Origin of the sequence: Neobacillus niacini (assembly GCF_019749295.1) — a bacterium.
Classification (GTDB): domain Bacteria; phylum Bacillota; class Bacilli; order Bacillales; family Cytobacillaceae; genus Neobacillus; species Neobacillus niacini_D.
On the sequence record NZ_JACWFG010000004.1, the window covers coordinates 93,907 to 117,054 of the forward strand.

The 23,148-nt window shown below is 38.6% G+C and carries 29 protein-coding genes; 23 read left to right on the plus strand and 6 right to left on the minus strand.

The features are described 5' to 3' along the window. Complete coding sequence (locus H0184_RS08075; protein WP_221823242.1) at positions 1 to 999, minus strand: NAD(P)/FAD-dependent oxidoreductase; 999 nt, start codon at positions 997 to 999, stop codon at positions 1 to 3. A gap of 358 nt (positions 1,000 to 1,357) precedes the next feature. Between H0184_RS08075 and H0184_RS08080 the strand changes: the two genes are divergently transcribed. The 9 genes from H0184_RS08080 (at position 1,358) to kapD (ending at position 8,770) form a co-directional block, all read left to right on the plus strand. Beyond that, positions 1,358 to 2,575, plus strand: coding sequence for an NAD(P)/FAD-dependent oxidoreductase (locus tag H0184_RS08080; RefSeq protein WP_221823244.1), 1,218 nt, complete (start codon positions 1,358 to 1,360; stop codon positions 2,573 to 2,575). An 88-nt stretch (positions 2,576 to 2,663) separates the two neighbouring features. Beyond that, positions 2,664 to 3,155 carry an NUDIX hydrolase gene (locus H0184_RS08085; protein ID WP_221823246.1) on the plus strand — a complete coding sequence of 164 codons (492 nt, stop codon included), beginning with the start codon at positions 2,664 to 2,666 and terminating at the stop codon, positions 3,153 to 3,155. Between the two features lie 156 nt (positions 3,156 to 3,311). Further along, positions 3,312 to 3,443, plus strand: a complete 132-nt coding sequence (locus H0184_RS08090) for a YuiA family protein (RefSeq protein ID WP_221823247.1) — start codon at positions 3,312 to 3,314, stop codon at positions 3,441 to 3,443. 167 nt (positions 3,444 to 3,610) lie between these two features. Then, complete coding sequence (locus tag H0184_RS08095; protein ID WP_221823248.1) at positions 3,611 to 3,934, plus strand: YuiB family protein; 324 nt, start codon at positions 3,611 to 3,613, stop codon at positions 3,932 to 3,934. Between the two features lie 114 nt (positions 3,935 to 4,048). Beyond that, the gene (locus tag H0184_RS08100) at positions 4,049 to 4,666 is read left to right on the plus strand and encodes a 3D domain-containing protein (RefSeq protein WP_221823249.1); all 618 of its coding nucleotides are present in this window, start codon (positions 4,049 to 4,051) and stop codon (positions 4,664 to 4,666) included. 395 nt (positions 4,667 to 5,061) lie between these two features. Next, complete coding sequence (locus tag H0184_RS08105) at positions 5,062 to 6,567, plus strand: leucyl aminopeptidase (protein ID WP_221823250.1); 1,506 nt, start codon at positions 5,062 to 5,064, stop codon at positions 6,565 to 6,567. 699 nt (positions 6,568 to 7,266) lie between these two features. After that, positions 7,267 to 7,479 carry a hypothetical protein gene (locus H0184_RS08110; RefSeq protein WP_221823251.1) on the plus strand — a complete coding sequence of 71 codons (213 nt, stop codon included), beginning with the start codon at positions 7,267 to 7,269 and terminating at the stop codon, positions 7,477 to 7,479. Between the two features lie 112 nt (positions 7,480 to 7,591). Continuing rightward, complete coding sequence (locus H0184_RS08115; protein WP_221823253.1) at positions 7,592 to 7,975, plus strand: hotdog fold thioesterase; 384 nt, start codon at positions 7,592 to 7,594, stop codon at positions 7,973 to 7,975. Positions 7,976 to 8,149: 174 nt separating this feature from the next. Then, positions 8,150 to 8,770, plus strand: a complete 621-nt coding sequence (gene kapD, locus H0184_RS08120) for a 3'-5' exonuclease KapD (RefSeq protein WP_221823254.1) — start codon at positions 8,150 to 8,152, stop codon at positions 8,768 to 8,770. 38 nt (positions 8,771 to 8,808) lie between these two features. Here kapD and kapB read toward each other — a convergent pair whose 3' ends face one another. Beyond that, positions 8,809 to 9,189 carry a kinase-associated lipoprotein KapB gene (gene kapB / locus H0184_RS08125; protein WP_221823255.1) on the minus strand — a complete coding sequence of 127 codons (381 nt, stop codon included), beginning with the start codon at positions 9,187 to 9,189 and terminating at the stop codon, positions 8,809 to 8,811. 95 nt (positions 9,190 to 9,284) lie between these two features. Between kapB and H0184_RS08130 the strand changes: the two genes are divergently transcribed. The 7 genes from H0184_RS08130 (at position 9,285) to H0184_RS08160 (ending at position 13,503) form a co-directional block, all read left to right on the plus strand. Further along, on the plus strand, positions 9,285 to 10,025 hold the full coding sequence (locus H0184_RS08130; protein WP_221823256.1) for a peptidylprolyl isomerase: 741 nt from the start codon (positions 9,285 to 9,287) through the stop codon (positions 10,023 to 10,025). An 87-nt stretch (positions 10,026 to 10,112) separates the two neighbouring features. Beyond that, positions 10,113 to 10,328, plus strand: a complete 216-nt coding sequence (locus H0184_RS08135; RefSeq protein WP_221823257.1) for a hypothetical protein — start codon at positions 10,113 to 10,115, stop codon at positions 10,326 to 10,328. Positions 10,329 to 10,405: 77 nt separating this feature from the next. Beyond that, positions 10,406 to 10,927, plus strand: coding sequence for a superoxide dismutase family protein (locus tag H0184_RS08140; protein WP_221823258.1), 522 nt, complete (start codon positions 10,406 to 10,408; stop codon positions 10,925 to 10,927). Between the two features lie 131 nt (positions 10,928 to 11,058). Continuing rightward, on the plus strand, positions 11,059 to 11,400 hold the full coding sequence (locus H0184_RS08145; protein ID WP_221823259.1) for a hypothetical protein: 342 nt from the start codon (positions 11,059 to 11,061) through the stop codon (positions 11,398 to 11,400). Positions 11,401 to 11,479: 79 nt separating this feature from the next. Continuing rightward, positions 11,480 to 12,709: an alanyl-tRNA editing protein gene (locus H0184_RS08150; protein WP_221823261.1), complete on the plus strand. Its 1,230-nt coding sequence runs from the start codon at positions 11,480 to 11,482 to the stop codon at positions 12,707 to 12,709. 67 nt (positions 12,710 to 12,776) lie between these two features. After that, positions 12,777 to 13,154: a PH domain-containing protein gene (locus tag H0184_RS08155; protein WP_221823262.1), complete on the plus strand. Its 378-nt coding sequence runs from the start codon at positions 12,777 to 12,779 to the stop codon at positions 13,152 to 13,154. Positions 13,155 to 13,239: 85 nt separating this feature from the next. Beyond that, positions 13,240 to 13,503 carry a YugE family protein gene (locus H0184_RS08160; protein WP_260631491.1) on the plus strand — a complete coding sequence of 88 codons (264 nt, stop codon included), beginning with the start codon at positions 13,240 to 13,242 and terminating at the stop codon, positions 13,501 to 13,503. Positions 13,504 to 13,531: 28 nt separating this feature from the next. Here H0184_RS08160 and H0184_RS08165 read toward each other — a convergent pair whose 3' ends face one another. Beyond that, on the minus strand, positions 13,532 to 14,356 hold the full coding sequence (locus H0184_RS08165; protein WP_221823263.1) for an alpha/beta fold hydrolase: 825 nt from the start codon (positions 14,354 to 14,356) through the stop codon (positions 13,532 to 13,534). A gap of 198 nt (positions 14,357 to 14,554) precedes the next feature. Continuing rightward, on the minus strand, positions 14,555 to 14,770 hold the full coding sequence (locus H0184_RS08170) for a helix-turn-helix domain-containing protein (RefSeq protein ID WP_221823264.1): 216 nt from the start codon (positions 14,768 to 14,770) through the stop codon (positions 14,555 to 14,557). Between the two features lie 202 nt (positions 14,771 to 14,972). On the opposite strand from H0184_RS08170, the gene yugI reads away from it, so the two are divergent. The 3 genes from yugI to H0184_RS08185 all read left to right on the plus strand — a co-directional run bounded on the left by yugI (position 14,973) and on the right by H0184_RS08185 (position 18,038). Next, complete coding sequence (gene yugI, locus H0184_RS08175; RefSeq protein ID WP_221823265.1) at positions 14,973 to 15,380, plus strand: S1 domain-containing post-transcriptional regulator GSP13; 408 nt, start codon at positions 14,973 to 14,975, stop codon at positions 15,378 to 15,380. Positions 15,381 to 15,527: 147 nt separating this feature from the next. Beyond that, positions 15,528 to 16,727: an ornithine--oxo-acid transaminase gene (locus tag H0184_RS08180; RefSeq protein WP_221823266.1), complete on the plus strand. Its 1,200-nt coding sequence runs from the start codon at positions 15,528 to 15,530 to the stop codon at positions 16,725 to 16,727. A gap of 21 nt (positions 16,728 to 16,748) precedes the next feature. After that, positions 16,749 to 18,038, plus strand: a complete 1,290-nt coding sequence (locus H0184_RS08185) for a Glu/Leu/Phe/Val family dehydrogenase (RefSeq protein WP_221823267.1) — start codon at positions 16,749 to 16,751, stop codon at positions 18,036 to 18,038. Between the two features lie 41 nt (positions 18,039 to 18,079). Here the strand turns inward: H0184_RS08185 and H0184_RS08190 are convergent, their stop codons facing one another. Next, positions 18,080 to 18,310 carry a DUF378 domain-containing protein gene (locus tag H0184_RS08190; RefSeq protein WP_221823268.1) on the minus strand — a complete coding sequence of 77 codons (231 nt, stop codon included), beginning with the start codon at positions 18,308 to 18,310 and terminating at the stop codon, positions 18,080 to 18,082. A gap of 131 nt (positions 18,311 to 18,441) precedes the next feature. Between H0184_RS08190 and H0184_RS08195 the strand changes: the two genes are divergently transcribed. The 4 genes from H0184_RS08195 (at position 18,442) to H0184_RS08210 (ending at position 22,174) form a co-directional block, all read left to right on the plus strand. Next, positions 18,442 to 19,605: an iron-containing alcohol dehydrogenase gene (locus H0184_RS08195; RefSeq protein WP_221823269.1), complete on the plus strand. Its 1,164-nt coding sequence runs from the start codon at positions 18,442 to 18,444 to the stop codon at positions 19,603 to 19,605. Positions 19,606 to 19,776: 171 nt separating this feature from the next. Continuing rightward, on the plus strand, positions 19,777 to 21,123 hold the full coding sequence (locus H0184_RS08200) for a glucose-6-phosphate isomerase (protein WP_221823271.1): 1,347 nt from the start codon (positions 19,777 to 19,779) through the stop codon (positions 21,121 to 21,123). A 343-nt stretch (positions 21,124 to 21,466) separates the two neighbouring features. Next, positions 21,467 to 21,865, plus strand: coding sequence for a YugN-like family protein (locus H0184_RS08205; RefSeq protein ID WP_221823273.1), 399 nt, complete (start codon positions 21,467 to 21,469; stop codon positions 21,863 to 21,865). 144 nt (positions 21,866 to 22,009) lie between these two features. Next, positions 22,010 to 22,174 carry an aspartyl-phosphate phosphatase Spo0E family protein gene (locus H0184_RS08210; RefSeq protein WP_260631492.1) on the plus strand — a complete coding sequence of 55 codons (165 nt, stop codon included), beginning with the start codon at positions 22,010 to 22,012 and terminating at the stop codon, positions 22,172 to 22,174. Between the two features lie 45 nt (positions 22,175 to 22,219). Here H0184_RS08210 and galU read toward each other — a convergent pair whose 3' ends face one another. Beyond that, complete coding sequence (gene galU, locus H0184_RS08215; RefSeq protein WP_221823275.1) at positions 22,220 to 23,101, minus strand: UTP--glucose-1-phosphate uridylyltransferase GalU; 882 nt, start codon at positions 23,099 to 23,101, stop codon at positions 22,220 to 22,222. Positions 23,102 to 23,148: the final 47 nt, after the last annotated feature.

Sequence of the window (23,148 nt, forward strand, 5' to 3'; positions counted from 1 at the left end):
TTACTTACCAAACATTGATGAACTATGAAGCGGCTGAATTTTTGCTTTTGGATCAATAAATGCTTTTGCATTGTTAACGGCCGTAGGTGCTTCACCAAATCCACAGGCAATTAATTTAACTTTGCCATCATATGTGCAAATATCTCCAGCTGCGTAGATTCCAGGTATCGCTGTTTCCATTTTAGAGTTAACCACAATCGAGTTCTTTTCGATTTGCAGGCCCCATTCCTTAATCGGACCAAGTGAGGAAACAAAACCATAGTTACAAATAACTGCATCTACATCAATGGCTTCTCTATTTTCTCCATTAACACCAGTAAGAACGACTTGCTTAATACCACTGTCATCACCAATCAATTCAGCAGGTACAAAAGGCGTTTTTACATTAACCTTTGAATTATGCAGGTTCTCAACACTATGTTCATGGGCTCTGAACTTATCTCTGCGATGTACAATCGTTACTTCTTTCGCGATAGGCTCTAACATTAATGCCCAGTCCACTGCTGAATCACCGCCGCCAAAAACGACAACTTTTTGACCAGCAAATTTATTAAGGTCATCAATGAAGTAATGCAGGTTTTTACGCTCATATTGTGCAGCGCTTTCAAGCTCTAATCGGCGTGGCTGGAATGCACCATTTCCTGCAGTAATAATTACTGTTTTTGAATAGTGAACTTCACTGTTTGTTGTTAATTTGAACGTACCATCCTCTTGCTTTTCCAACTTCTCTACAGATTGCTCTAAAGCAATGGCCGGAGAGAACTTTGCCATTTGTTCCTTTAAGTTATCAATTAATTCTTGTGCGCGGACTTTGGGAAATCCAGCAACATCATAAATGTATTTTTCCGGGTAAAGTGCCGATAACTGACCGCCTAATTGTGGTAAGCTTTCAATGATTTTTACTGAAGCTTGTCTCATACCGCCATAAAATGCAGTAAATAGACCGGTAGGACCGCCCCCGATAATAGTTATGTCATAAATTTTTTGATCTTCTTGCACCGTGTATCCCCCCAACTTATGTAATAACAGACTCCATTCCTTATAATATCACAAAACCACCAAATCCTCACAACTTTTGGGAAATATTCAGATTGCGAGGATTAAAAAATTTCATACAATTTTTCAAAAAAATAATCATATAAACCACTTGAAAATGTGAAGAGTTTAGCATAATATGTATTGAGGATAGATGTTAAAGTTTTGTGACAAAAAAAGAAATATTTTGTGTCCTCATACGTGAATTATATCACATACTTTTTTCCTCATTACAATATAATTAACAAAATAAAAAACATAAAAGCTGAGGAAGATAAGAACAAGTATTTTACTCAAAATAAAAAAGGTGGAAGTGATCACTTTGAAAAAGCCAAAAATAGTTATTGTTGGTGCGGGGTATGGCGGGCTTATGACAACTGTAAGGTTGCAAAAGCTTGTGGGAGTCAATGAAGCGGATATTGTATTAATTAATAAAAATGATTATCACTATGAAACTACATGGCTGCATGAGGCTTCTGCAGGCACACTTCATCATGACCGTGTACGTTATGACATTCGCGATGTTATTGATAGCAGCAAAGTTGATTTCGTACAGGATACTGTTGTAGAAATCAAGAAAGAAGAGAAAAAGGTAATCCTAGAAAAAAGCGAAGTCGAATATGATTACCTCGTTATCGCTCTTGGCGGAGAACCAGAAACCTTTGGAATTAAAGGGTTAAAAGAATATGCTTTTGGGATTACGAATGTAAATTCTTCACGTCAATTACGTGAGCATATTGAGTATCAATTTGCTACTTATAATATGGAAGAAGAAAAGAATGATAATCGTTTGGTTATTGTTGTAGGCGGTGCAGGCTTTACAGGTATTGAGTTCTTAGGTGAATTAACCAATCGAGTACCTGAGCTTTGCCGTGAATACGATGTTGATCCACACAAAGTAAAAATTCTTTGTGTAGAAGCAGCACCAACCGTTCTCCCAGGATTTGACCCAGAGCTTGTGAACTATGCTGTATCACAGCTTGAGCGTAAAGGGGTAGAATTCTTAATTGGAACAGCAATTAAAGAATGTACACCTGAGGGAATCATCGTAGCAAAAGGTGAAGAAGAGCCGCGTGAAATTAAGGCGGAAACAGTTGTTTGGGCCGCTGGCGTACGCGGTAATTCAATTATTGAAAAATCAGGCTTTGAAGCGATGAGAGGCCGTGTGAAAGTACAGCCTGACCTTCGTGTACCAGGATTTGATGATGTCTTTATCATTGGTGATAGTTCACTAGTAATCAATGAAGAAATCAACCGTCCTTATCCGCCAACTGCTCAAATTGCGATGCAGCAGGGGGAAGTTGTTGCACGTAACGTAGCAGCATTAATCCGAAATAAGACAGACCTTGAAACCTTCACATTTGATAATAAAGGAACAGTATGTTCACTAGGTCACGATGATGCCATTGGTGTTGTATTTGGCAAAAAAGTAACTGGTGCAAAAGCATCCTTTATGAAAAAAGTTGTCGATAATCGTTCTTTATTCATGATCGGCGGCGCAGGACTAGTCTTGAAAAAAGGTAAATTTAACGTTTTCTAATAATAACTTTTTTAAAAGGGGCAGATATCTATATCTGTCCTTTTTTTGATACTATAGATTTAAAGCCTTTATGTATGGAGGGGTTGTTATGAGTAATAGAGAGAAAAGAGGCAAGGTCTGGTTAGCGGTTGGAGGAGTAGTCATATCATCTGAAGGTCATTGGCTGGTGGTTAAGAAGCGATATGGCGGATTGAAAGGAAAGTGGTCCATTCCTGCTGGTTTCGTTGAAGAGGGAGAGACCGCCGATGAAGCAGCGATTAGGGAGGTAAAGGAAGAAACAGGTCTAGATTGTGTTGTAACGGGATTGATTGGTCTCCGAACAGGGGTTATTTCTAATGAGATTAGTGATAATTTACTCGTCTTTTTACTTGAACCCCTGGATGAAATGGGAATCCAACACCAGGAAAATGAGCTATATGAGGCAAGGTTTATGGCACCTGAAGCACTACTCGAAGAAAAAGATGCATCAATCATGCTGCACTACCTGATCAATCAAGGTGATACTATTGCCAAGCCAGCTTGTGATGGATTAAATCCTGGTGATCAATTTAAATACAGTGCTTACAAATTATTTTTTTAATTTTTAGAAAATTTAAGTGACGTTCAGGAAATGAAAGAAAACTTAACATGTATCCGTTTTCCTGCTTGTTTTTGGTTGAATTTCGTCCTTTTCTTTCTGTCAGATTCTTGATATATTATCAGAAAATTTAAATAACATTTTAAGGAGCTGATTCGAATGAAAACAACTAGCTTAGATACTAAAAATTGTGATTACTGTTCTGGCACTGGATACTTTCAATTACTGCTTGGGGGGTCCGAAACATGTTCTTGCTGCGAGGGCACTGGAAAGAAAAAAGAAGAGTATTAATGAAATCTTCCAAATTGAACTAGAGCCATGCTTCCTCGAGAAAAATTCGGGAAGCTATTTTTTTGCAATTTTTCTCATAATAGGATAACAACAAACTGGTGTGTAAGGATTGACTCCCTCATGGACATTAAGTAAACTATTTAGTGATGTGTAAAGGAGGTATTTCCATGCAGATGAGCATTGTTGTATTAATTATTTCGATTTTGTTATTTTTTGTATTGTTTTTTGGAATTGGATTTATTCTAAATATGCTTTTAAGAATGTCTTGGATCATGGCAATCATATATCCGATTATTGCTATTTTTATCGTAGATAAAGTTAAGTTCATTGAATACATTACAAATAGTAAGGCGGCATTTCTGGAGCTCGGACAAAAACTAAGCTCACTTGCAACAGCTGATATTCTCATCTTGCTAAGCGGGTTAGCAGGCGCCATTGCAGCCGGAATTACAATTAAACTTTTACGGAAAAATGGATATCAAATGTTTTAAGGCTTTTTCCTTGTGAAAAGGTCTTTTTTTATTTTAAAAAATGGTTTTTACTCCTTTTTAGAATATTTCCGTGCTGGTTGGGAAATGAATATTTTGGGAGGAGTGAAAATTTTAATGAATAACATCAAAAATTGGACAAAGCGTTTTGCCATGACCGTTCTTTTCCTGCTGGCCATATTAGTGACTCTGCAATCAATAACAGGTATAGATATTAAAGTGTTAATTACAAATATGGTGCAATTAGAGGCGCACGCTGCTTCGGGCGAAGTAAATGCCAAGAAACCACTTCCGTTAGAGGATGCCTTCGATTGGTCTAAGTATCCAAAGAAAACAGTAGTAGCAACAGGATATACAGCAGGATATGAATCAACAGGTAAAAATGAAAGCCACCCAGAGTACGGTATTACTTACTCAGGTGTAAAAGTGAAACGGGATTTATATTCGACCGTAGCTGCAGACTTATCGGTTTTCCCCATTGGTACCATTCTGTTTATTCCAGGGTATGGGTATGGAGTTGTAGCTGATAAAGGCGGAGCGATAAAGGGAGATAAAGTCGATCTTTATTACGAGACGGTTGAGGATGTCTATAACAAGTGGGGTAAAAAAGAAATTGAAGTATATGTGATTGAACAAGGAAACGGAAAACTAACCGAATCAGAGTTACAGGCACTAAATGAGGACAAATCCATGCAGGTTTTTCGGCAGCAGTATATCGGTTCTGAGAGGAAATAATGCAGGCATTGAGCCTGCTATTTTTATTGTAAGCTCTGTTAAAACTGAATGTTGATTTCACTGTGTTTGGAAAATAAGCGGAGGTTTTCCGTTTAAATTGGGAAATACCCATATTTCCTTAAAAATAGGCGGAGGTTTTCCGCTTATTGTATTCAAATCCTTGGAATTGGTCTTATTTAAAGCAGTTAAGCGGAATATCTCCGCTTAACTCTGTTTCTAAAGGCTCCTCTATAAACAATAGCCGGAAATTCTCCGCCTATGAATTCTCAACCCTACACGAAACTCAACAATGAATAATAACAGAGCCTTATTGTAAGAAGGTAGAATACTTAGAAAGTCGAAATATATTTATTTTTTCGATATAATGAAAAAGTAATAAATTTGGAGGTGGAGACATGTTTGATGTAAAAAAAGAAATGGACTTCTCGAGCGCACATGAAGGTTTAATTGTTGGGGTCTTTGATAAGTCTGAGAAGTTTAGCGGTCCATTAGAGAATTTGGATAAACAATTCGAAGGTCAATTAACGGAACTTGTTAAAGCTGGTGATATTTCAGCCAAGTATAAAAATATTAACAAAGTACATAGTTTTGGAAAAATCGGATCTAAAAGAATTTGGTTTGTTGGTCTTGGTAAGGAAAAGGAATTTAGCTTTGAAAAGCTCAGTGAGGCATTAGGTAAGGTATTTAAAGCTGTTAAAGGCAGCAAACTTCAAGAAATTGCTGTTTTTTTAGATTCCTTTACTTCAGAGAAAGTAGATGAATTAGAAGCGGCACATGCAGTAAGTGAGGCCTTCGCACTTTCTACCTATCAGTTTAATGGCTACAAACAAAAATCAAATGAACCAGAAAAAAAGGTAGAACAAGTAACGGTTTATAGTGAAAACTATGATTTAGAGGATATTAAGGCTTCTCTTACGGTAGGGCATGCTTTTGGAAAAGGGACAAACTCTGCTCGTACTCTTGTGAATATTCCAGGTAACCTGTTGACAGCAAAGGACATGGCAAATTATGCCCTCGAGCTCGCTGCCAAATATAGCTTTGAAGTTGAAATTCTCGATAAGGAAGAGATTGAAAAGCTTGGAATGGGAGCGTTCCTCGCCGTTAACCAAGGGTCAACAGAACCGCCGAAAATGATTGTATTAAAGTATCAAGGTAAAGAACAATGGCAGGATGTTATTGGATTAGTAGGTAAAGGTATCACTTTTGATACTGGCGGCTATTCCATCAAAACGAAGGCTGGTATTGTAGGGATGAAGAGTGACATGGGCGGTGCTGCTGCTGTACTGGGTGCAATGGAAATCATCGGTGAATTAAGACCAGAGCAAAATGTTGTCGCTGTTATCCCTTCAACAGATAATATGATTTCAGGTAATGCTTTTAAGCCGGACGATGTTATTACCGCTATGAGCGGTAAAACGATCGAAGTGTTAAATACAGACGCTGAAGGCAGACTTGTGTTAGCGGACGCTGTGACATATGCAAAGCACCATGGTGCTGAGTATTTAGTGGATGTAGCCACGTTAACAGGAGGCGTCATTACTGCTCTGGGACTACATACTACTGGTGCAATGACAAATCACGAAACATTGTATGAACAAGTCTTAGAAGCTTCTATGGAGGCTGGTGAGCCAATCTGGCAGCTGCCATTGTTTGAGAAAGACAAAGAACGAGTAAGAAATAGTAAAGTGGCAGATTTAAATAACTCTCCAGGAAGTGAAGGTCACGCCATTGTAGCAGGTGCTTTTATTGGGGAATTTACTGAGGGGACTCCTTGGGTGCATCTAGATATTGCAGGGACTTCTACAACTTCTAGAGAACACGATCTTGGTCCTGCAGGAGCGACCGGTGTAATGACCCGTACACTAGCTTTATTTGTGGAACGATTCGAACCGATAAAGTAATAATAGATGCAACCATGAAACACAGCGAATAAGTACCTTCTGCTGTGTTTTTCTTTTTCTAGAAATGGGTGTGAAGGACAAATCTCAAAGTAGGGAGAGAGGATTTGTCCTTAAGCAGGGGGTCTTAAGGACAAATCTCAAAGTCTGGAGAAAGGATTTGTCCTTAAGCAGGGGTCTTAAGGACAAATCTCACAGCTGGAAAGAGGATTTGTCCTTAAGCAGGGGTCTTAAGGACAAATCTCAAAGCCTGGAGAAAGGATTTGTCCTTAAGCAGGGGTCTTAAGGACAAATCTCAAAGCCTGGAGAAAGGATTTGTCCTTAAGAAGGGTTATGAAGGACAAATCTCAAAGTCTGGAGAAAGGATTTGTCCTTAAGGAGGGAGATGAAGGACAAATCTCAAAGCCTGGAGAGAGGATTTGTCCTTAAGCAGGGCGATGAAGGACAAATCTCAAAGCCTGGAGAGAGGATTTGTCCTTAAGCAGGGGGATGAAGGACAAATCTCAAAGTCAGGAGAGAGGATTTGTCCTTAAGCAGGGGGATGAAGGACAAATCACAAATGATGATAAGGAGATTTGTCTTTCAAGTACGAGGTTATAACGTTAAACGGGCGCTTCTGGTTTTGAAATTGCCCAACCCATATCTTCTTAACTCGCATATGAAGTAGTGTAGGCAAGTATAGCGAATAGGAGGTTTGGCTGCATGTATTATTATCGAAATCCGTATCCTAAACATAATCAGCGTTTTATTGGCTTTGGGCTGCCATTTTTGGGTGGTTTAGTAGGAGGATTATTAGGAAGTGCTTTAATTTATCCTCGGCCATTTTATGGTTATCCACGCCCATTTTATGGTTATCCTGCTTATGGCCCTCCAGTATATGGTTACCCTGGATACGGTGCACCTTTTTATTATTAGTTAGTTGTAAAAAACAGCTTTCAAGGCTGTTTTTTCTTTTTGGTTAAAGGGAAAATCCACTAACAAATAGAATATAAGGGATATCAACTATTGAGTTTGAAAGGAGAAGGAAATGATACAAAACACTCTAATTGAAACGTTAGGTATTGAAATAACTCATTTAGAAGCTGGAAAAGTGATTGCGACAATGCCTGTCGATGAAAGGACTCGCCAGCCATTTGGATTGTTACATGGCGGTGCGTCGGTAGCATTAGCAGAAACAGTCGCAAGTATTGGGGCATTTGAATTGGTAGATAAAGAAACAGAAGGTGCTGCCGGATTAGAAATTAATGCCAATCATGTTAGGCCTATCACAGAGGGAACTGTCACGGCAGTAGGGACAATCCTCCATAAAGGAAAGACCACAATGGTTTGGGATATCAAAATTACGGATGAACAAGACCGTCTTATTTGTGTCTCAAGATGTACAATCGCAGTGATTAAATTGAAAAAGTAAGAGAAAGGTGAGATGGGAGTTTTTCCATCTTTTTTTTGATTCAATTGATAAAATATTTAAAAAATTTGTGTCAATTTCGTGATATAATATAAGAAATATAGAGAATTAGTACAATACTTTGTACAGGTTTCTTTATATAATGGTAGTAAGAAACCTGAAAAAGGTGGTGAAAAAATGAAGGAAAAGAGACAAACTATCTTTATTGATTTTGAATTTACAATGCCTGAACGAAACGTCCGGATGAAAGATTTTTACGCAGAAATTATTGAGGTTGGACTCGTGGCAGTTGTTGATGATCAAATTACAGAGCAATTCTCATCCTATGTTACACCACTTAAATTCCCAAAACTAACTGAACGCTGTAAATCATTTTTACATATTTCACAGCAGCAGGTTGACCAGGGAATTTCATTTTATGAACTCATTCGAAAGTTAGGTGAATTCAATAATCAGTATGAAACGACCATCGTCACTTGGGGAAATATGGATATGAAGGTACTGAGGCACAATTGTTTAGAGGCAGGTGTGGCATTTCCGTTCAAAGCCGCAGAGTTGGATTTATCAATGGAATATAAACGGTTTTTTGGGGATCAAAATCAAACGGGATTATGGAAGGCAGTCCAGGAATATGGTAAAGAAGGAACTGGAAAACATCACAGGGCACTGGATGATGCACTGACTACTTACAATATATTCCGGCTGGTTGAAAAGGATAAACGCTATTTAGAAAAGCCCAAACCAACAACCATTGGTGACCGCATTGATTTTTCAAAGCTATTAAATGAATTTGCATAAAAGGCCAAATCACTCAAACTGATTTGGCCTTTTATTGTTTATTTGAAATAATCTTTTTCAAGAGATGCAAGACTTTTTAAACTCATGTCCGCCCAAGAGGTTCCGTTCTCTGTAAGTTCGGATTTCATCTTACCAACTGCTAGTCTTAAGGAATCAAGGTAGTCAGGTACTTCCTCATTAAAAGGCTTTACCATTTGCTTAGGAATATTGGTCTGCTCTCGATAGGAAAGGGCTTTTCTTTCATGAAAAATCTGTACATCGGCTTCCTTTGGATTATGTAAGTCGCCCTGCATTGGATGTTTGAGAACGGCTAGAACTCTGACTAAATAATGCTGGGGGCGAACCTCGGTTATTTCCCCAATATATTTTCCTGTTTTATAAATTCCGGTAACGATTTCGCCAATCTGTAATTCTGACATCATGTTCCCTCCTCCACTAACTTCTCTCATTATATAAAAAACAAGATGCAAAAAACAAAAATATCGGTTAAATTAATAAAATGGAGGGATGATAAATGAGAAAGAAATGGCCATTTTTAATCGTACTTATGATTGGATTTCTTGTCTTAACTGGATGTGGGACAAGCAAAGAGAAAGAGGAAGCAGCTCCTAAGAGCTCTGCACAGAAAACTGAGGAAAAGGAAGGGAGCGATCAAGTGGCAAACGCAGTTTATCCTCAACTTTCAAATGAAGTTTCTGAAAATGAGAAACTCGTTGAAATAGAAACAACCATGGGAAACATAAAGATTAAATTATTCCCCGAATATGCTCCAAAAGCTGTAGAAAATTTTGTGACGCATGGTGAGGACGGATATTACGATGGACTTATCTTTCATCGGGTAATTAATGACTTCATGATACAGGGCGGTGACCCGAACGGGGATGGAACCGGTGGAGAAAGTATTTATGGTGTTCCATTTGAGGATGAATTTTCAACCAATCTTTATAATTTACGTGGAGCATTATCAATGGCAAATTCAGGGTCAAATACGAACGGCAGTCAATTCTTTATTGTGCAGAAAAAATCAGTAGACCCGTCAATGAAACCAGAAATGGAAAAGGCAGGATTTCCAAAAGAAGTTATTGAGGCCTATGAAGAGAGAGGCGGCACACCTTGGCTAGACCAACGCCACACTGTTTTTGGACAAGTGGTTGAGGGAATGGATATTGTAGACAAAATTGCTGAGGCACCTGTTGATAGTAAAGACAAACCAGAAGAAGATATTTTGATCAAAGACTTTAAAGTGTTGAAGTAACCAGAAGAATTCATTTAATGGCAGAAATAAATTTTTGTTGCTATAATTATATATTAGTGACATTCCTTTAAAGAAAGGGAGAAAAAAATGTTTCAGCCATTTGTATTATCGTTATTTTTATACTTTCCTGAGGATAAATCGGAATATGGTCCAGCGGCAATTACTTTTACTATTTTTGTGATAGGCGCCCTTCTAACTATGAGGTTAATAATCAAGGTCTCAAAGCGTGAAGCCAAAAAAGCGAAGGAACTTGAAGAAAAGTTACTATCTCAAAACAATAGCCAAGGAAACAGCGAACATTAAGCTGTTTCTTTTTTTTACATAATATTTTCCCTTATCGTTGATACTATGACAAAAATGTCTATTTTAGGGGGATATAAATGAAAAGAGTTTGGATGATCATTCCACTAATCCTGCTGACAGGTTGTTTAGAGAAAGAAATTACAAAACTAGATGTAAAGATGGTAAATGATAAAGGCAATTCAATTGGAAACGTCACTCTTCAAGAGGTATCTAGTGGAGTAAAAGTCAAGTTAGAATTAAAAAATCTTCCCCCGGGGGAGCATGCCCTTCATATTCATGATAAGGGAAAATGTACGAAGCCGGATTTCAAATCTGCTGGCGAACATCTTAATCCAGATGATAAGAAGCATGGTCTTTTGCATCCGGAAGGTTCGCATGCAGGTGATCTTCCGAATATCATTGTAAAGGATGACGGGACTGTAAAGGGAGAATTAATGGCAGCGAATGTAACGTTAAAAGATGGGAAGAAGTCGCTTTTTCCGAAGGATGGGACCACAATCATTATTCATGAAGAAAAAGATGATGGTATGACCGAGCCTGAAGGGGATTCTGGCGGCAGGATTGGATGCGGAGAAATATCCAAGGATGGTGCGAAATAAGGAAATAGGCTCTCTCATTTTATTGAGATGCCTTTTTTTATGAGAGAAATTCCTGAACTAGGTCATTTATCTAAGCTTATCCAAATGGTCAAGCATACACTAGCATGTAGACTGTAAGGAGGCGATAATAAATGGCAAAAAGACAATTTTTTGGCGGTTTCCATGGACAACCTGGGTATCCGCAAATGGGAGGCTACCAGCAAGGCTATCCACAAATGGGAGGTTACCAGCAAGGCTATCCACAAATGGGAGGCCACCATCAGGGCTATCCACAAATGGGAGGCCACCATCAGGGCTATCCACAAATGGGAGGCTACCAGCAAGGCTATCCACAAATGGGAGGCTACCAGCATGGCTATCCGCAAATGGGAGGCCACCATCAGGGCTACCCGCAAATGGGAGGCCACCATCAGGGTTACCCGCAAATGGGAGGCTTTCAACAATTTAGAAAGCCAAACCGAAAAAATAAATAAGAAAAAATAGACGTAACAAGCCTGTTTCTTCATAATTGAAGGGACAGGCTTTCTTATAAAAAACTAGGAGTATTCAATTATGAGAAATAGATTATTTTATCAAGACTCTTACATAAAATCGTTCACTTCCGAAGTAGTTACAAAAGGAAAAGATAAGGATGACAATGATTATATTGTTCTGGAACAAACAGCCTTTTACCCGACAGGCGGCGGCCAGCCCCATGATATTGGAACAATTGAAAACAATAAAGTACTCAATGTAGAGGAAGTTGAGGGGGAAATCCGTCATTATCTTGAAAACGAATTAGATGATGGTATCTCTTCTGTGCATGGTATTATCGATTGGGAAAGAAGATTTGATCATATGCAGCAGCATGCAGGACAACACATTCTCTCGGCTGCCTTTGAACAATTATTTGGTTACAAGACAATCGGTTTTCATTTAGGAAATGAAACCATAACAATTGATTTAGAGACAGAAATTCTTCTGGAATCTGAAGCTCTGAGAGTAGAAGAACTGGCCAACCAGATCATAGTAGAAAATCGGTTAATTGAAACCAAATGGGTAACAGAGGAAGAACTAATAAATTATAAACTGCGAAAAGAGACAAGTGTAAAAGAGGATATTAGACTTGTTATCATTCCAAATTTTGATTATAACGGCTGTGGCGGTACTCATCCTAGAGCAACTGGTGAAGTCCAGGCAATAAAAATATTGGGCTGGGAAAGACAAAAGAAAAAGGTCCGCGTAGAATTTGTTTGTGGAAATCGTGTGTTGAAACAGTTAAATCAAAAAAATAAAGTACTAATGGAGCTGACTAAACTCCTTAATGCTCCTGAAAAGGATATGCAGCAAGCTGTTATTCGGCTAATAGAGAACAGTAAAAGCACGCAAAAGGAATTGGAACAATCACGAGAGGAACTGCTTCACTATGAAGCAAGAAGTTTAGCTCGAATTAGTAAAAATGAGGCTGGTTATAAAATTATCAGCGAAGTGTTTCAAAACAGAAGTATACAGGATCTGCAAAAGTTAGCTAGAATGATCCTAACAGAAGATAAAGAATCCATCGTGATATTGGTTTCTGAAAATGAAAATAGGGTACAGCTTGTATGTGCGCGAGGTACTTTAGAAAACATAAGTATGAAAAAATTAATGGGAACTGCACTTTCTCCTATTAATGGAAAGGGCGGCGGAAGTGATTCTTTTGCACAGGGAGGGGGAGAAGCGCTTATTTCAGGAAAACAAATGCTCCAGCATTTACTGGGGATTATCCATTCGTCCAATGGATATACATCTGAGCATTCTTAGGCAAGCTATTTATTGTTGACATATATAAGTATACTAATAATAGAGGCTAAGAAAGGTGTGGATTTTCATGGGATTTTTTGATGGAATGTTGGGAAATGCCGCAGAGGTAAACCCTGAAGAAGCACAAATGGAATTTGCTAGAATTCTTGCTGTAAATGAAAAAATTGAAAAAGCCTATAAGGTAATTAGAGATTTATTCATTTTTACAAATAAACGGCTGATTCTAGTGGACAAGCAAGGGTTAACAGGAAAAAAGGTGGAGTACCATTCCATTCCTTATAAGAGTATTACCCATTTTAGTATTGAGACAGCGGGTAGCTTTGATTTGGATGCAGAATTAAAAATCTGGATTTCAGGGAATGCGCTTCCGCTTCAAAAACAATTTAACAAGAACGTAAACATTTATGAGATTCAAACTGTACTTGCAGAATATGTTTTAAGATAGAAAAGCGGAAGCGCCTTGCTTATGACCCCGAGCCCCTAGGCGCTGGAGCTAGACAAGTAGAAAAGCAGGAGTAGGAGAGAATGAATTGGAAAGTGAAATGAAAACTAATCTACAATTTGTTGACGTATTAAATGAATGGGATCCTTTCTATTTAAAGAATGGAAATTATGATACTGAAATAGCTGATACCATCCAAGCGATTCATGAATTAGACAAGCCAGAAGCATTAGCAGGCAGAATACAAAGTATATATGAATTTTCCTTTGAGAGGTTAATACCTTTCGAGCAGTGCCTAAAAGTTGCTAGGGAGCTGCTGTTGATAAAGGATAATGACTCATGTTCCATATAAAAAACGACAGCTGGCGGCTGTCGTTTTCTTATGCTAAAAATTGTTTTATATGCTGGAATACATCCTCAGGACGTTCCTCAGGTACTAAATGCCCTGTCTCCTTTAAAATAACAAGCTCTGAACTGCTTAAATCCGTTTTCAAGCGTTTACCTACGGATAGCGGGACAACTTTGTCATGTTCACCCCAAATTAATAAACAAGGATGGGTAATATTATTGAGTGCTGTCCTTGAAAGGTCACCTTCATGATCACGGATCATTCTGGTTAATGCTAAAAAAATATCATCCTTTAAAAAAGGCTGTAAATATCCAAAGAGCATTTCATCACTAATTAAGGTATGGTCATGTATGACATTCTGAAGATTTTGTACCACACCTGACTTTGCTAGTGAAAATTTTACGTATAAATGGAAATAAGGAATATAACTGCCTAGGATTAATGGAAGTTTTAAGCGCTTTGAATAAGATGAACTGCAAAGCAGGATAGCCTTATGTGCTAAATCGGGCTGTTGATGCAGGATATTAAGGACAATTTGACCGCCCATGGAATGACCGATTAGAATAACCTCATCTAAACCAAGGGAATGAACAAGCTGAATGACAGTTTGAGCAAGATTTTTATAGGAATAAATAAATTTATTGCTTTTCCCGCTCTTTCCAAAGGGAGGAAGGTCAACGGAAACTACCTGATAATCTTTGTTTAAAAAGGGAATCAATCGTCGATAGCTAAAAGTGGAGGAAAGGAAACCGTGCAGCAGCACCAGTGTCTTTTGGGAATTAGGGTTTGGATAAAACTCATAGTAAATATTTATGTTATTCACTAGCTGATTACGATAAATAACATTTTCTTCCACGTAGACAACCCACTCTCTATTTTATGTTGATTATAATAATTTCTCCAGCGGGTTCATATTTCACACGTGTTTTTACATTTTTTTCAAAAAAAAGGGACACACCACATTGGTTGTCCACTTCAAAAAGGGGGGAATACTAGAAAGCTTATATGTTAATGTTTTCCTAATTAAACTTAAATTATACCTATTGTTATAAATTTATATTTGTTTATCGAGCTGATCTAATAATAATTCTGAGGCAGGAATATCAAGGACGGTCGACAATTTCATAAGGGTTTGAGTGCTTGGGATCTGTTCACCAGATTCATATTTCTCGATAGTATGTGTACCTACTCTAATTTTTTGTGCTAATTCTTCTTTTGTCATCTTTAAATGTTCTCGATAATTTTTGATTGTACGGCCAACTGTATTCATGCTAATCACCTCTCCACATAGACATTATCTCACATTTATATTAACATAAAATTCTTTTTAGCAGTTAAAAACCCAATTGAATATTATGTCAACGTTTTCATTAGATTTAAGGAAAACCTTTTTTGATTAAATCTTTACAATGTGCTATAATTGTTTATTGCGTATATAGAAGATAAAATAATTATTTCTTAGGAGTGTTTTCATGACAGAAAAGATCGAAACTGGAAGTGTAGTAACTGGTAAAGTAACTGGAATTCAACCATATGGTGCGTTCATAGCATTAGATGAAAATACACAAGGCCTTGTGCATATTTCAGAAATTACGCATGGCTATGTAAAAGACATCAACGACCATCTTAAAGTTGGCGATGAAGTAAAAGTAAAAGTATTATCAATTGATGAAAATGCGGGTAAAATTGGTTTGTCTATTCGTGCAACAGAAGAAGCACCTGTTCAACAGGCTGCTGCTGCTAAGCCAAAGAAACCACGTAAGCGTCAAGCAGCTGCAATTGTACCTGAAGTTGAAGGACAACAAGGTTTTAACACTTTAAAAGACAAACTGCAAGAGTGGATTGACCAATCCCAGCGTGAAGACTTAATTAAGAAATAATACAACGAAAACCTAGCACCATGCCATTAACCGCATGAGCTAGGTTTTTTTATTACGAAAAAGTTTATAGTTATGGTTCATTCTTTTTGCATGCTCGGCTACAATAGGTATGTACATACCTACCTTTGAAATGGAGGAAGAAGATCTATGACGGCGGAAATGAAAACGAAAAGCTTAATCGAGCAAACTGAAAAATATGGTGCACATAATTACCATCCACTTCCAATTGTTATCTCACGTGCCGAAGGGGTTTGGGTAGAGGACCCTGAAGGCAATAAATATATGGACATGTTGAGTGCTTATTCCGCAGTAAACCAAGGACATCGCCATCCAAAAATTATTCAAGCATTAAAGGATCAAGCAGATAAGGTAACGTTAACTTCCCGTGCCTTTCATAATGACCAATTAGGACCTTGGTACGAAAAAATTTGTGAAATAACAGGAAAAGACATGGCGCTTCCAATGAATACAGGTGCAGAAGCAGTTGAAACGGCGATTAAAGCTGCAAGGCGCTGGTCTTACGATGTAAAGGGTGTTACCGAGAATCAAGCAGAAATAATCGCATGCACAGGCAACTTCCATGGCAGAACTATGACTGCTGTTTCCTTGTCTTCTGAAGCAGAGTACAAACGGGGTTTTGGACCTATGCTTCCAGGAATAAAACTTATTCCATATGGAGATATTGAAGCTTTAAAATCAGCCATTACTGCCAATACAGCAGCATTTTTGATTGAACCTATTCAAGGTGAGGCAGGTATTGTGATTCCTCCTGAAGGTTTTATGAAGGAAGCTTTTAACCTATGTAAAGAAAACAATGTTCTCTTTATTGCTGATGAGATCCAAGCAGGGCTGGCTCGAACCGGAAAGATGTTTGCCTGTGAGTGGGAAGGAATTGAGCCAGACATGTACATACTTGGTAAAGCACTGGGCGGAGGTGTATTTCCAATCTCATGTGTAGTGGGAAACAAGGATATATTAGGTGTCTTTAACCCAGGGTCTCATGGCTCTACCTTCGGAGGAAACCCTCTTGCATGTGCAGTTTCAATTGCTGCTCTCGATGTACTAATTGATGAAAAGCTCTCTGATAAATCATTAGAATTAGGACAATACTTTGTAAGCAAATTAAAAGAAATACACAATCCTAGGATTAGGGAAGTACGAGGGCGTGGATTGTTTATTGGGGTAGAATTAACAGAACCAGCACGTAAATATTGTGAGGAATTAAAGGAGCAAGGTTTATTGTGTAAGGAAACTCATGATACTGTAATTCGATTTGCTCCACCACTTATCATTAGCAAAGAAGAATTGGACTGGGCTATAGAACGCATTAAAAACGTACTGAGTTAAATGAAAAATAGAGGTGCCAAAATGGGGAAGAATGATGTAACAAATACTGTGGGTGAAAATGATAACGAGAATGAAAACTTAAATCTTTTTACATCAACACAGATTGTTATTCATGATGCGTTAAAAAAACTGGGGTTTACAGAAAATGCGTTTGAGATATTAAAAGAACCGGTCAGGATGCTGAGGGTTAGAATTCCTGTTCGCATGGATGATGGTTCTGTAAAAGTTTTCACTGGCTATAGAGCTCAACATAATGATTCAGTGGGGCCGACGATTGGCGGCATTCGCTTCCATCCTAAAGTCACGGAGGATGATGTAAAGGCATTGGCCATGTGGATGAGCTTAAAATGCGGAATTGCGGATCTTCCCTTTGGAGGCGGAAAGGGAGGTATACTTTGTAATCCCCGAACCCTCTCGTTTGGTGAACTTGAACGCTTAAGCCGGGGATATGTGCGTGCTATTAGTCAAATAGTGGGTCCAACGAAGGATATCCCGGCACCGGATATGTATACCAATTCTCAGATTATGGCCTGGATGATGGATGAGTATAGCCGCCTGCGGAGCTTTGATTCTCCTGGGTTTATTACAGGAAAGCCTATTGGCCTTGGCGGCTCAGAGGGAAGAGAAGAAGCTGGAGCACTGGGAGCAGCCATTTGTATAGAAGAAGCTGCAAAAATACGAGGACTATCCATTAAAGGGGCACGTGTCATTATTCAGGGGTTTGGTAATGCAGGCAGTTTCATTGCAAAGTTTATGCACCAGTCGGGAGCCATTGTTGTTGGGATTTCTGATGTCTATGGCGCACTTTACGACCCAGATGGTCTCAATATTGATTATTTGCTTCAGCGCCGCGATAGTTTTGGTACTGTAACCTCCCTATTTGATGGAACGATTTCTAACGAAGAATTGCTTGAAAAAGAATGTGATATTCTTATTCCGGCAGCAACTTCAAATCAAATTACTGCCAAAAATGCACATAGTATTAGAGCAAAGATTATAGTGGAAGCTGCAAATGGTCCCACAACGATAGAAGCAACGAAGGTACTATCTGAACGTGGTATATTGCTCGTTCCTGATGTTTTAGCGGGAGCTGGGGGAGTGACGGTCTCCTATTTTGAGTGGGTTCAAAATAAACAGGGGTATTATTGGGATGAGAAAGAAGTAAGGGATAAACTGCGGAAAAAGATTGTATATGCGTTTCAACAGATATATGAAATCTCAAATAACAGCAATGTAAATTTACGTGTTGCCGCCTATATGGTCGGTGTAAGAAAAATGGTAGAAGCCTCCGAATTTAGAGGCTGGATATGAAAAAATCCTTGCAATAATTTTGCAAGGATTTTTCTATATCTTTATCTTGTCGTTTCTGTCTCTGGTTCCCTAACATGCGCTTCATTAGGCTTGAAAAGTAATCCAAGGTTGATAAGCCCGGCAATTCCAACCAAACCATAAATAATTCTTGATAATGCTGAATTATCTCCAAAAATGGCTTCAACTAAATTAAATCCAAAAAACCCAATTAATCCCCAATTTATAGCACCGATGATGGTAAGAATTAGGGCTATTCTTTGAATTGTACTCAAGCAGGATTCCTCCTTCGAATTTATGTTCATGATTATATTGCAGATAAATCTTGTGAATTATTCATATCTGTAACCTTTGCAAAAAATATTTTTTTCAATAATAATATAATGTTGAAAGGATGGTGCAAAACATGCAAAATTTTACTTTTTGGAATCCAACCAAATTAATATTTGGTAAAGGACAACTGGAGCAATTGAAACAAGAAATACCTCACTATGGTAAAAAAGTGTTAGTTGTTTATGGCGGCGGCAGTATTAAACGAAGCGGTCTTTATGACAAAGTCATTAACTTATTGAATGAAATTGACGCACAAGTGTTTGAATTACCTGGAGTTGAACCCAATCCCCGGATTACAACTGCCCGAAAAGGGGTCGAAATTTGTAAGAGCGAAGGTATAGATGTACTCTTAGCGGTTGGCGGCGGCAGTGTAATTGACTGCACGAAGCTAATTGCAGCAGGTGCAAAATACGACGGAGATGCATGGGACTTGGTTACTAGAAAAGCAGCGGTAAAGGAAGCACTGCCGTTCGGGACAGTCCTTACGCTAGCGGCTACAGGATCAGAAATGAATTCTGGGTCTGTTATTACCAACTGGGAGACAAATGAAAAATATGGATGGGGAAGTCCGTTCACGTTCCCGAAATTCTCTATTTTAGATCCTGTACATACTTTTTCCGTTCCAAGGGATCAAACCATTTATGGAATTGTCGATATGATGTCTCATGTATTAGAGCACTATTTTCATTTGGAAGAGAATACCTTATTCCAAGATCGTATGTGTGAATCATTACTTATTACCGTAATGGAAACAGCACCTAAACTTTTAGAGAATTTAGAAAGCTATGAACATCGTGCAACAATCCTTTATAGCGGGACTATGGCGTTAAACGGCATCTTAAATATGGGCTATCGCGGTGATTGGGCTACACATAATCTAGAACATGCGGTATCAGCGGTTTATGATATTCCTCATGGCGGAGGGCTTGCCATTTTATTCCCACACTGGATGAAACATAACCTTAAGGTAAAACCAGAGCGTTTTAAACAGCTTGCGGTAAGAGTATTTGGGGTTGACCCAGAAGGTAAAAGTGATGAAGAAGCAGGACTAGAGGGTATCCAAAAATTGCGTGAATACTGGAACAGTATTGGAGCACCTTCGCGCTTAGCAGACTATAATATTGATGACAGCAAACTAGAAATAATGGCAGACAGAGCAATGGTTTATGGTGAATTCGGAAACTTTACAAAACTAAACAGAGAAGACGTGTTAACCATTTATCGGGAGTCACTTTAATCAAAAACAAACGGGCATTTAATGATGTCCGTTTGTTTTTTCGACAAAATCTGAAGAATGTAAAAAAAATGGCGAAAATGGGTACGCTTACAAGGGGAGACCTTTCTTGATAATCTGTCCAGCATTCGTTAAAGTGAGAATTGTAAATAAATTTATTGGAGGATTACATACATGACACACATACGTTTTGATTATTCAAAAGCGTTGGCCTTCTTTGCAGAACATGAGATTACATATTTACGTGACGCTGTTAAAGTCGCACACCATTCCCTGCATGAGCAGACAGGAGCAGGAAGTGACTATTTAGGCTGGATAGACCTGCCGACCAACTATGATAAGGAAGAGTTCTCCCGCATTAAAAAAGCCGCGGAAAAAATTAAATCCGATTCAGATGTGCTGCTTGTGATTGGAATTGGCGGATCATATCTAGGAGCAAGAGCTGCAATTGAAATGCTGCAGCATAGCTTCTACAATGCCCTGCCAAAAGACAAGCGTAAAACACCACAAATTATCTTTGTAGGTAATAACATTAGTTCCACATATATGAGAGATGTAATGGATCTGCTGGATGGAAAAGACTTCTCTGTAAACGTAATCTCGAAGTCTGGAACGACAACAGAGCCAGCGATTGCCTTTAGAATCTTCCGTAAGCTTCTTGAAGAAAAATACGGTGTGGAAGAAGCACGCAAGAGAATTTATGCTACTACAGATAAAGCTAGAGGTGCCTTGAAGACCTTATCCAACGAGGAAGGTTATGAGTCTTTTGTGATTGCAGATGACATTGGCGGACGCTATTCTGTGTTAACTGCTGTTGGCTTACTTCCAATCGCTGTAAGTGGTGCGGACATTGATAAGATGATGCAGGGAGCGGCTAAAGCGCAAGAAGACTACAGCCATTCAGAGCTTGAGGAAAACCAAGCTTATCAATATGCTGCTGTTAGAAACGCGCTTTATAATAAAGGGAAAACCATTGAAATGCTAATCAATTATGAACCTGGACTTCAGTACTTTTCTGAGTGGTGGAAGCAGTTATTTGGAGAAAGTGAAGGAAAAGACCAAAAAGGAATTTACCCTTCTTCAGCTAACTTCTCAACTGATCTTCATTCACTAGGACAGTATGTACAAGAAGGCCGCCGTGATTTATTTGAAACCGTCATTAAGGTGGAGAAACCCCGCCATGAATTGACAATCGAAGAAGCAGAAAGTGATTTAGATGGACTAAATTATCTTGCAGGACAATCGGTTGACTTCGTAAACAATAAAGCATTCCAAGGAACCATGCTTGCTCATACAGATGGAGGCGTACCAAACTTAATCGTATCCATCCCTGAAATGGACGAATACACATTTGGATACCTAGTCTACTTCTTCGAAAAAGCATGTGCAATGAGCGGATACCTTCTAGGCGTTAACCCATTCGACCAGCCAGGAGTAGAAGCATACAAAGTAAACATGTTCGCACTACTAGGCAAACCAGGCTTCGAAGAAAAGAAAGCAGAGCTCGAAAAAAGACTTTAATTTTATAATGTGTTAATAGCATATACTTGATTTTGTCGCACTGTTAATTGGAGCGTAAGGCACGAAGACTCCTGCGGGAGGACGGGGCTGGGGAGACCCCACAGGCGCTTACGCGCCGAGGAGGCTCCCCGGACCGCCCGCGGAAAGCGAAGTGCCTCGTGACAGGCAGAGACCGCCTGTCCCTGCGATGATTATTCAAGAAGCATTCCTTAGTGGAGCGGAAATTAACAGACCAAGTTTAACAACATGCTATAAATATTTTGTAGAGTACTGAGAAATTCAGTACTCTATTTTTAATTTTTTGGGAAAACTAATAAATAATGATGAAAAAGGGGGCTGTATGATGATTGAAATACCATCAAGTGTAGAAGGTAAACAGTTTGATTTGTATAAGCTCGAACAATTGCTTAAACCAATCGGATATTCAATCGGCGGCAACTGGGATTATGACCACGGTGCCTTTGACTATAAAATAGATGATGAAGTGGGATATCAGTTCCTAAGGCTGCCATTCTCAGCTAAAGATGGCCAATTAGATGCACGAAACTGTACAGTAGAACTGGGACGACCCTTCCTGTTGTCTCACAAATATCAAATAGGACTTGATGACCATATTGGTGATGCTGGCACTTTAAATCAATTTTCAGAACCAGTGGATAGTGACGCCAGTTTCCCTGAAAAGTATATTGAGACAGGGAAGACCCTAGTGAAAGAGCTGGAATCTATCTTGAGTAATGAGTAACGTCTGTGATGGGAAATATGTACTAGTATAATGTTCACGAAAGATTCAATTGTTTTATTTATTACTACTTGCTTTAAAGTGAAAAAATTTATAAATTAAGGTTAACAATATATAAAAGTTATAAACATGAAAAGAGGTAGGGCTATGGAAATGAACATGGACTATGTGTTGTCTGATATTGAGAAGACTAGAATTGAAATGATTGATTTAGCACAACAATATGGATATTCCAACCCAAATGTTGTCCTATGCAGCCAAAAGCTTGATTCTCTTCTAAATGTTTATAGTAACATACAGGTAAAACACTAAAGCCTTAAAAAATAACCTCCCTATCAGAAATGGGGAGGTTATTTTTTAATTATGACCATTTTCCACCTTATTTAAGGTTTCCTGTAAATATTGTTTAAGCTTCTCCCTGAGCTCTGGGCGTTTCAGAGCAAAGTCGATGGCTGCCTGTAAGAATCCAAATTTATCCCCAACATCATATCGTGTTCCTTTAATTAGATAGGAGAAGATAGGCTCACGAGCCAAAAGGCGGTCAATAGCTTCTGTTAATTGAATTTCCCCGTTTACGTCTGGTTTACCCCGCTCTAACATCTCAAATATAGCAGGAGTTAAAATATATCTGCCAACAATTGCATGTGTAGAAGGTGCTTCAGCAATAGATGGTTTTTCAATAAGGCTCTGAACCTTATACAAATCTTGATAGGGGTATGAATAATCAACAATTCCATATTTTACAACATCTTCCTTAGGAACCTCTTTACAGCCAAGAATGCTTGACTGAACTTCGTTATATTTTTCTATCATTTGCCGTAATGCAGGGGATTCACTATCAATCACATCATCTCCCAGCAGAACAGCAAAGGGTTCGTTACCTATAAACTTCTTGGCACATAGTATTGCATGACCGAGACCTAAAGGTTCCTTCTGGCGCACATAATGAATATCAGCTAGTGTAGAAATTTTCTGGACTACTTTTAACATTTTTATTTTTCCACTGGTTTTTAACTGCATTTCCAGTTCTAAAGATTTATCGAAATGGTCCTCTATAGCCCGCTTATTTTTACCAGTTACAATAATAATATCTTCAATACCGGAGAGGACTGCCTCTTCGACAATATATTGAATCGTTGGCTTATCTACGATTGGCAGCATCTCTTTTGGCTGAGCCTTCGTTGCTGGCAGAAATCGAGTCCCCAGTCCAGCGGCAGGAATGACAGCTTTTTTAATCATCAATGCACCCCCTCTTTTCTATGAAAAGCCGAAGCCTTCTTTTATCC

What these genes read in the sequence shown, in the direction of transcription:
- H0184_RS08205 (WP_221823273.1), top strand. Translation starts at nt 21,467, where the DNA reads ATGATTGAAATACCATCAAGTGTAGAAGGTAAACAGTTTGATTTGTAT.
- H0184_RS08150 (WP_221823261.1), top strand. Translation starts at nt 11,480, where the DNA reads ATGAGAAATAGATTATTTTATCAAGACTCTTACATAAAATCGTTCACT.
- H0184_RS08100 (WP_221823249.1), top strand. Translation starts at nt 4,049, where the DNA reads ATGAATAACATCAAAAATTGGACAAAGCGTTTTGCCATGACCGTTCTT.
- H0184_RS08145 (WP_221823259.1), top strand. Translation starts at nt 11,059, where the DNA reads ATGGCAAAAAGACAATTTTTTGGCGGTTTCCATGGACAACCTGGGTAT.
- H0184_RS08140 (WP_221823258.1), top strand. Translation starts at nt 10,406, where the DNA reads ATGAAAAGAGTTTGGATGATCATTCCACTAATCCTGCTGACAGGTTGT.
- H0184_RS08180 (WP_221823266.1), top strand. Translation starts at nt 15,528, where the DNA reads ATGACGGCGGAAATGAAAACGAAAAGCTTAATCGAGCAAACTGAAAAA.
- H0184_RS08185 (WP_221823267.1), top strand. Translation starts at nt 16,749, where the DNA reads ATGGGGAAGAATGATGTAACAAATACTGTGGGTGAAAATGATAACGAG.
- H0184_RS08210 (WP_260631492.1), top strand. Translation starts at nt 22,010, where the DNA reads ATGGAAATGAACATGGACTATGTGTTGTCTGATATTGAGAAGACTAGA.
- H0184_RS08115 (WP_221823253.1), top strand. Translation starts at nt 7,592, where the DNA reads ATGATACAAAACACTCTAATTGAAACGTTAGGTATTGAAATAACTCAT.
- H0184_RS08155 (WP_221823262.1), top strand. Translation starts at nt 12,777, where the DNA reads ATGGGATTTTTTGATGGAATGTTGGGAAATGCCGCAGAGGTAAACCCT.
- yugI (WP_221823265.1), top strand. Translation starts at nt 14,973, where the DNA reads ATGACAGAAAAGATCGAAACTGGAAGTGTAGTAACTGGTAAAGTAACT.
- galU (WP_221823275.1), bottom strand. Translation starts at nt 23,101, where the DNA reads ATGATTAAAAAAGCTGTCATTCCTGCCGCTGGACTGGGGACTCGATTT.
- H0184_RS08085 (WP_221823246.1), top strand. Translation starts at nt 2,664, where the DNA reads ATGAGTAATAGAGAGAAAAGAGGCAAGGTCTGGTTAGCGGTTGGAGGA.
- H0184_RS08090 (WP_221823247.1), top strand. Translation starts at nt 3,312, where the DNA reads ATGAAAACAACTAGCTTAGATACTAAAAATTGTGATTACTGTTCTGGC.
- H0184_RS08170 (WP_221823264.1), bottom strand. Translation starts at nt 14,770, where the DNA reads ATGAATACAGTTGGCCGTACAATCAAAAATTATCGAGAACATTTAAAG.
- H0184_RS08195 (WP_221823269.1), top strand. Translation starts at nt 18,442, where the DNA reads ATGCAAAATTTTACTTTTTGGAATCCAACCAAATTAATATTTGGTAAA.
- H0184_RS08135 (WP_221823257.1), top strand. Translation starts at nt 10,113, where the DNA reads ATGTTTCAGCCATTTGTATTATCGTTATTTTTATACTTTCCTGAGGAT.
- kapB (WP_221823255.1), bottom strand. Translation starts at nt 9,189, where the DNA reads ATGTCAGAATTACAGATTGGCGAAATCGTTACCGGAATTTATAAAACA.
- H0184_RS08105 (WP_221823250.1), top strand. Translation starts at nt 5,062, where the DNA reads ATGTTTGATGTAAAAAAAGAAATGGACTTCTCGAGCGCACATGAAGGT.
- H0184_RS08200 (WP_221823271.1), top strand. Translation starts at nt 19,777, where the DNA reads ATGACACACATACGTTTTGATTATTCAAAAGCGTTGGCCTTCTTTGCA.
- H0184_RS08110 (WP_221823251.1), top strand. Translation starts at nt 7,267, where the DNA reads ATGTATTATTATCGAAATCCGTATCCTAAACATAATCAGCGTTTTATT.
- H0184_RS08130 (WP_221823256.1), top strand. Translation starts at nt 9,285, where the DNA reads ATGAGAAAGAAATGGCCATTTTTAATCGTACTTATGATTGGATTTCTT.
- H0184_RS08095 (WP_221823248.1), top strand. Translation starts at nt 3,611, where the DNA reads ATGCAGATGAGCATTGTTGTATTAATTATTTCGATTTTGTTATTTTTT.
- kapD (WP_221823254.1), top strand. Translation starts at nt 8,150, where the DNA reads ATGAAGGAAAAGAGACAAACTATCTTTATTGATTTTGAATTTACAATG.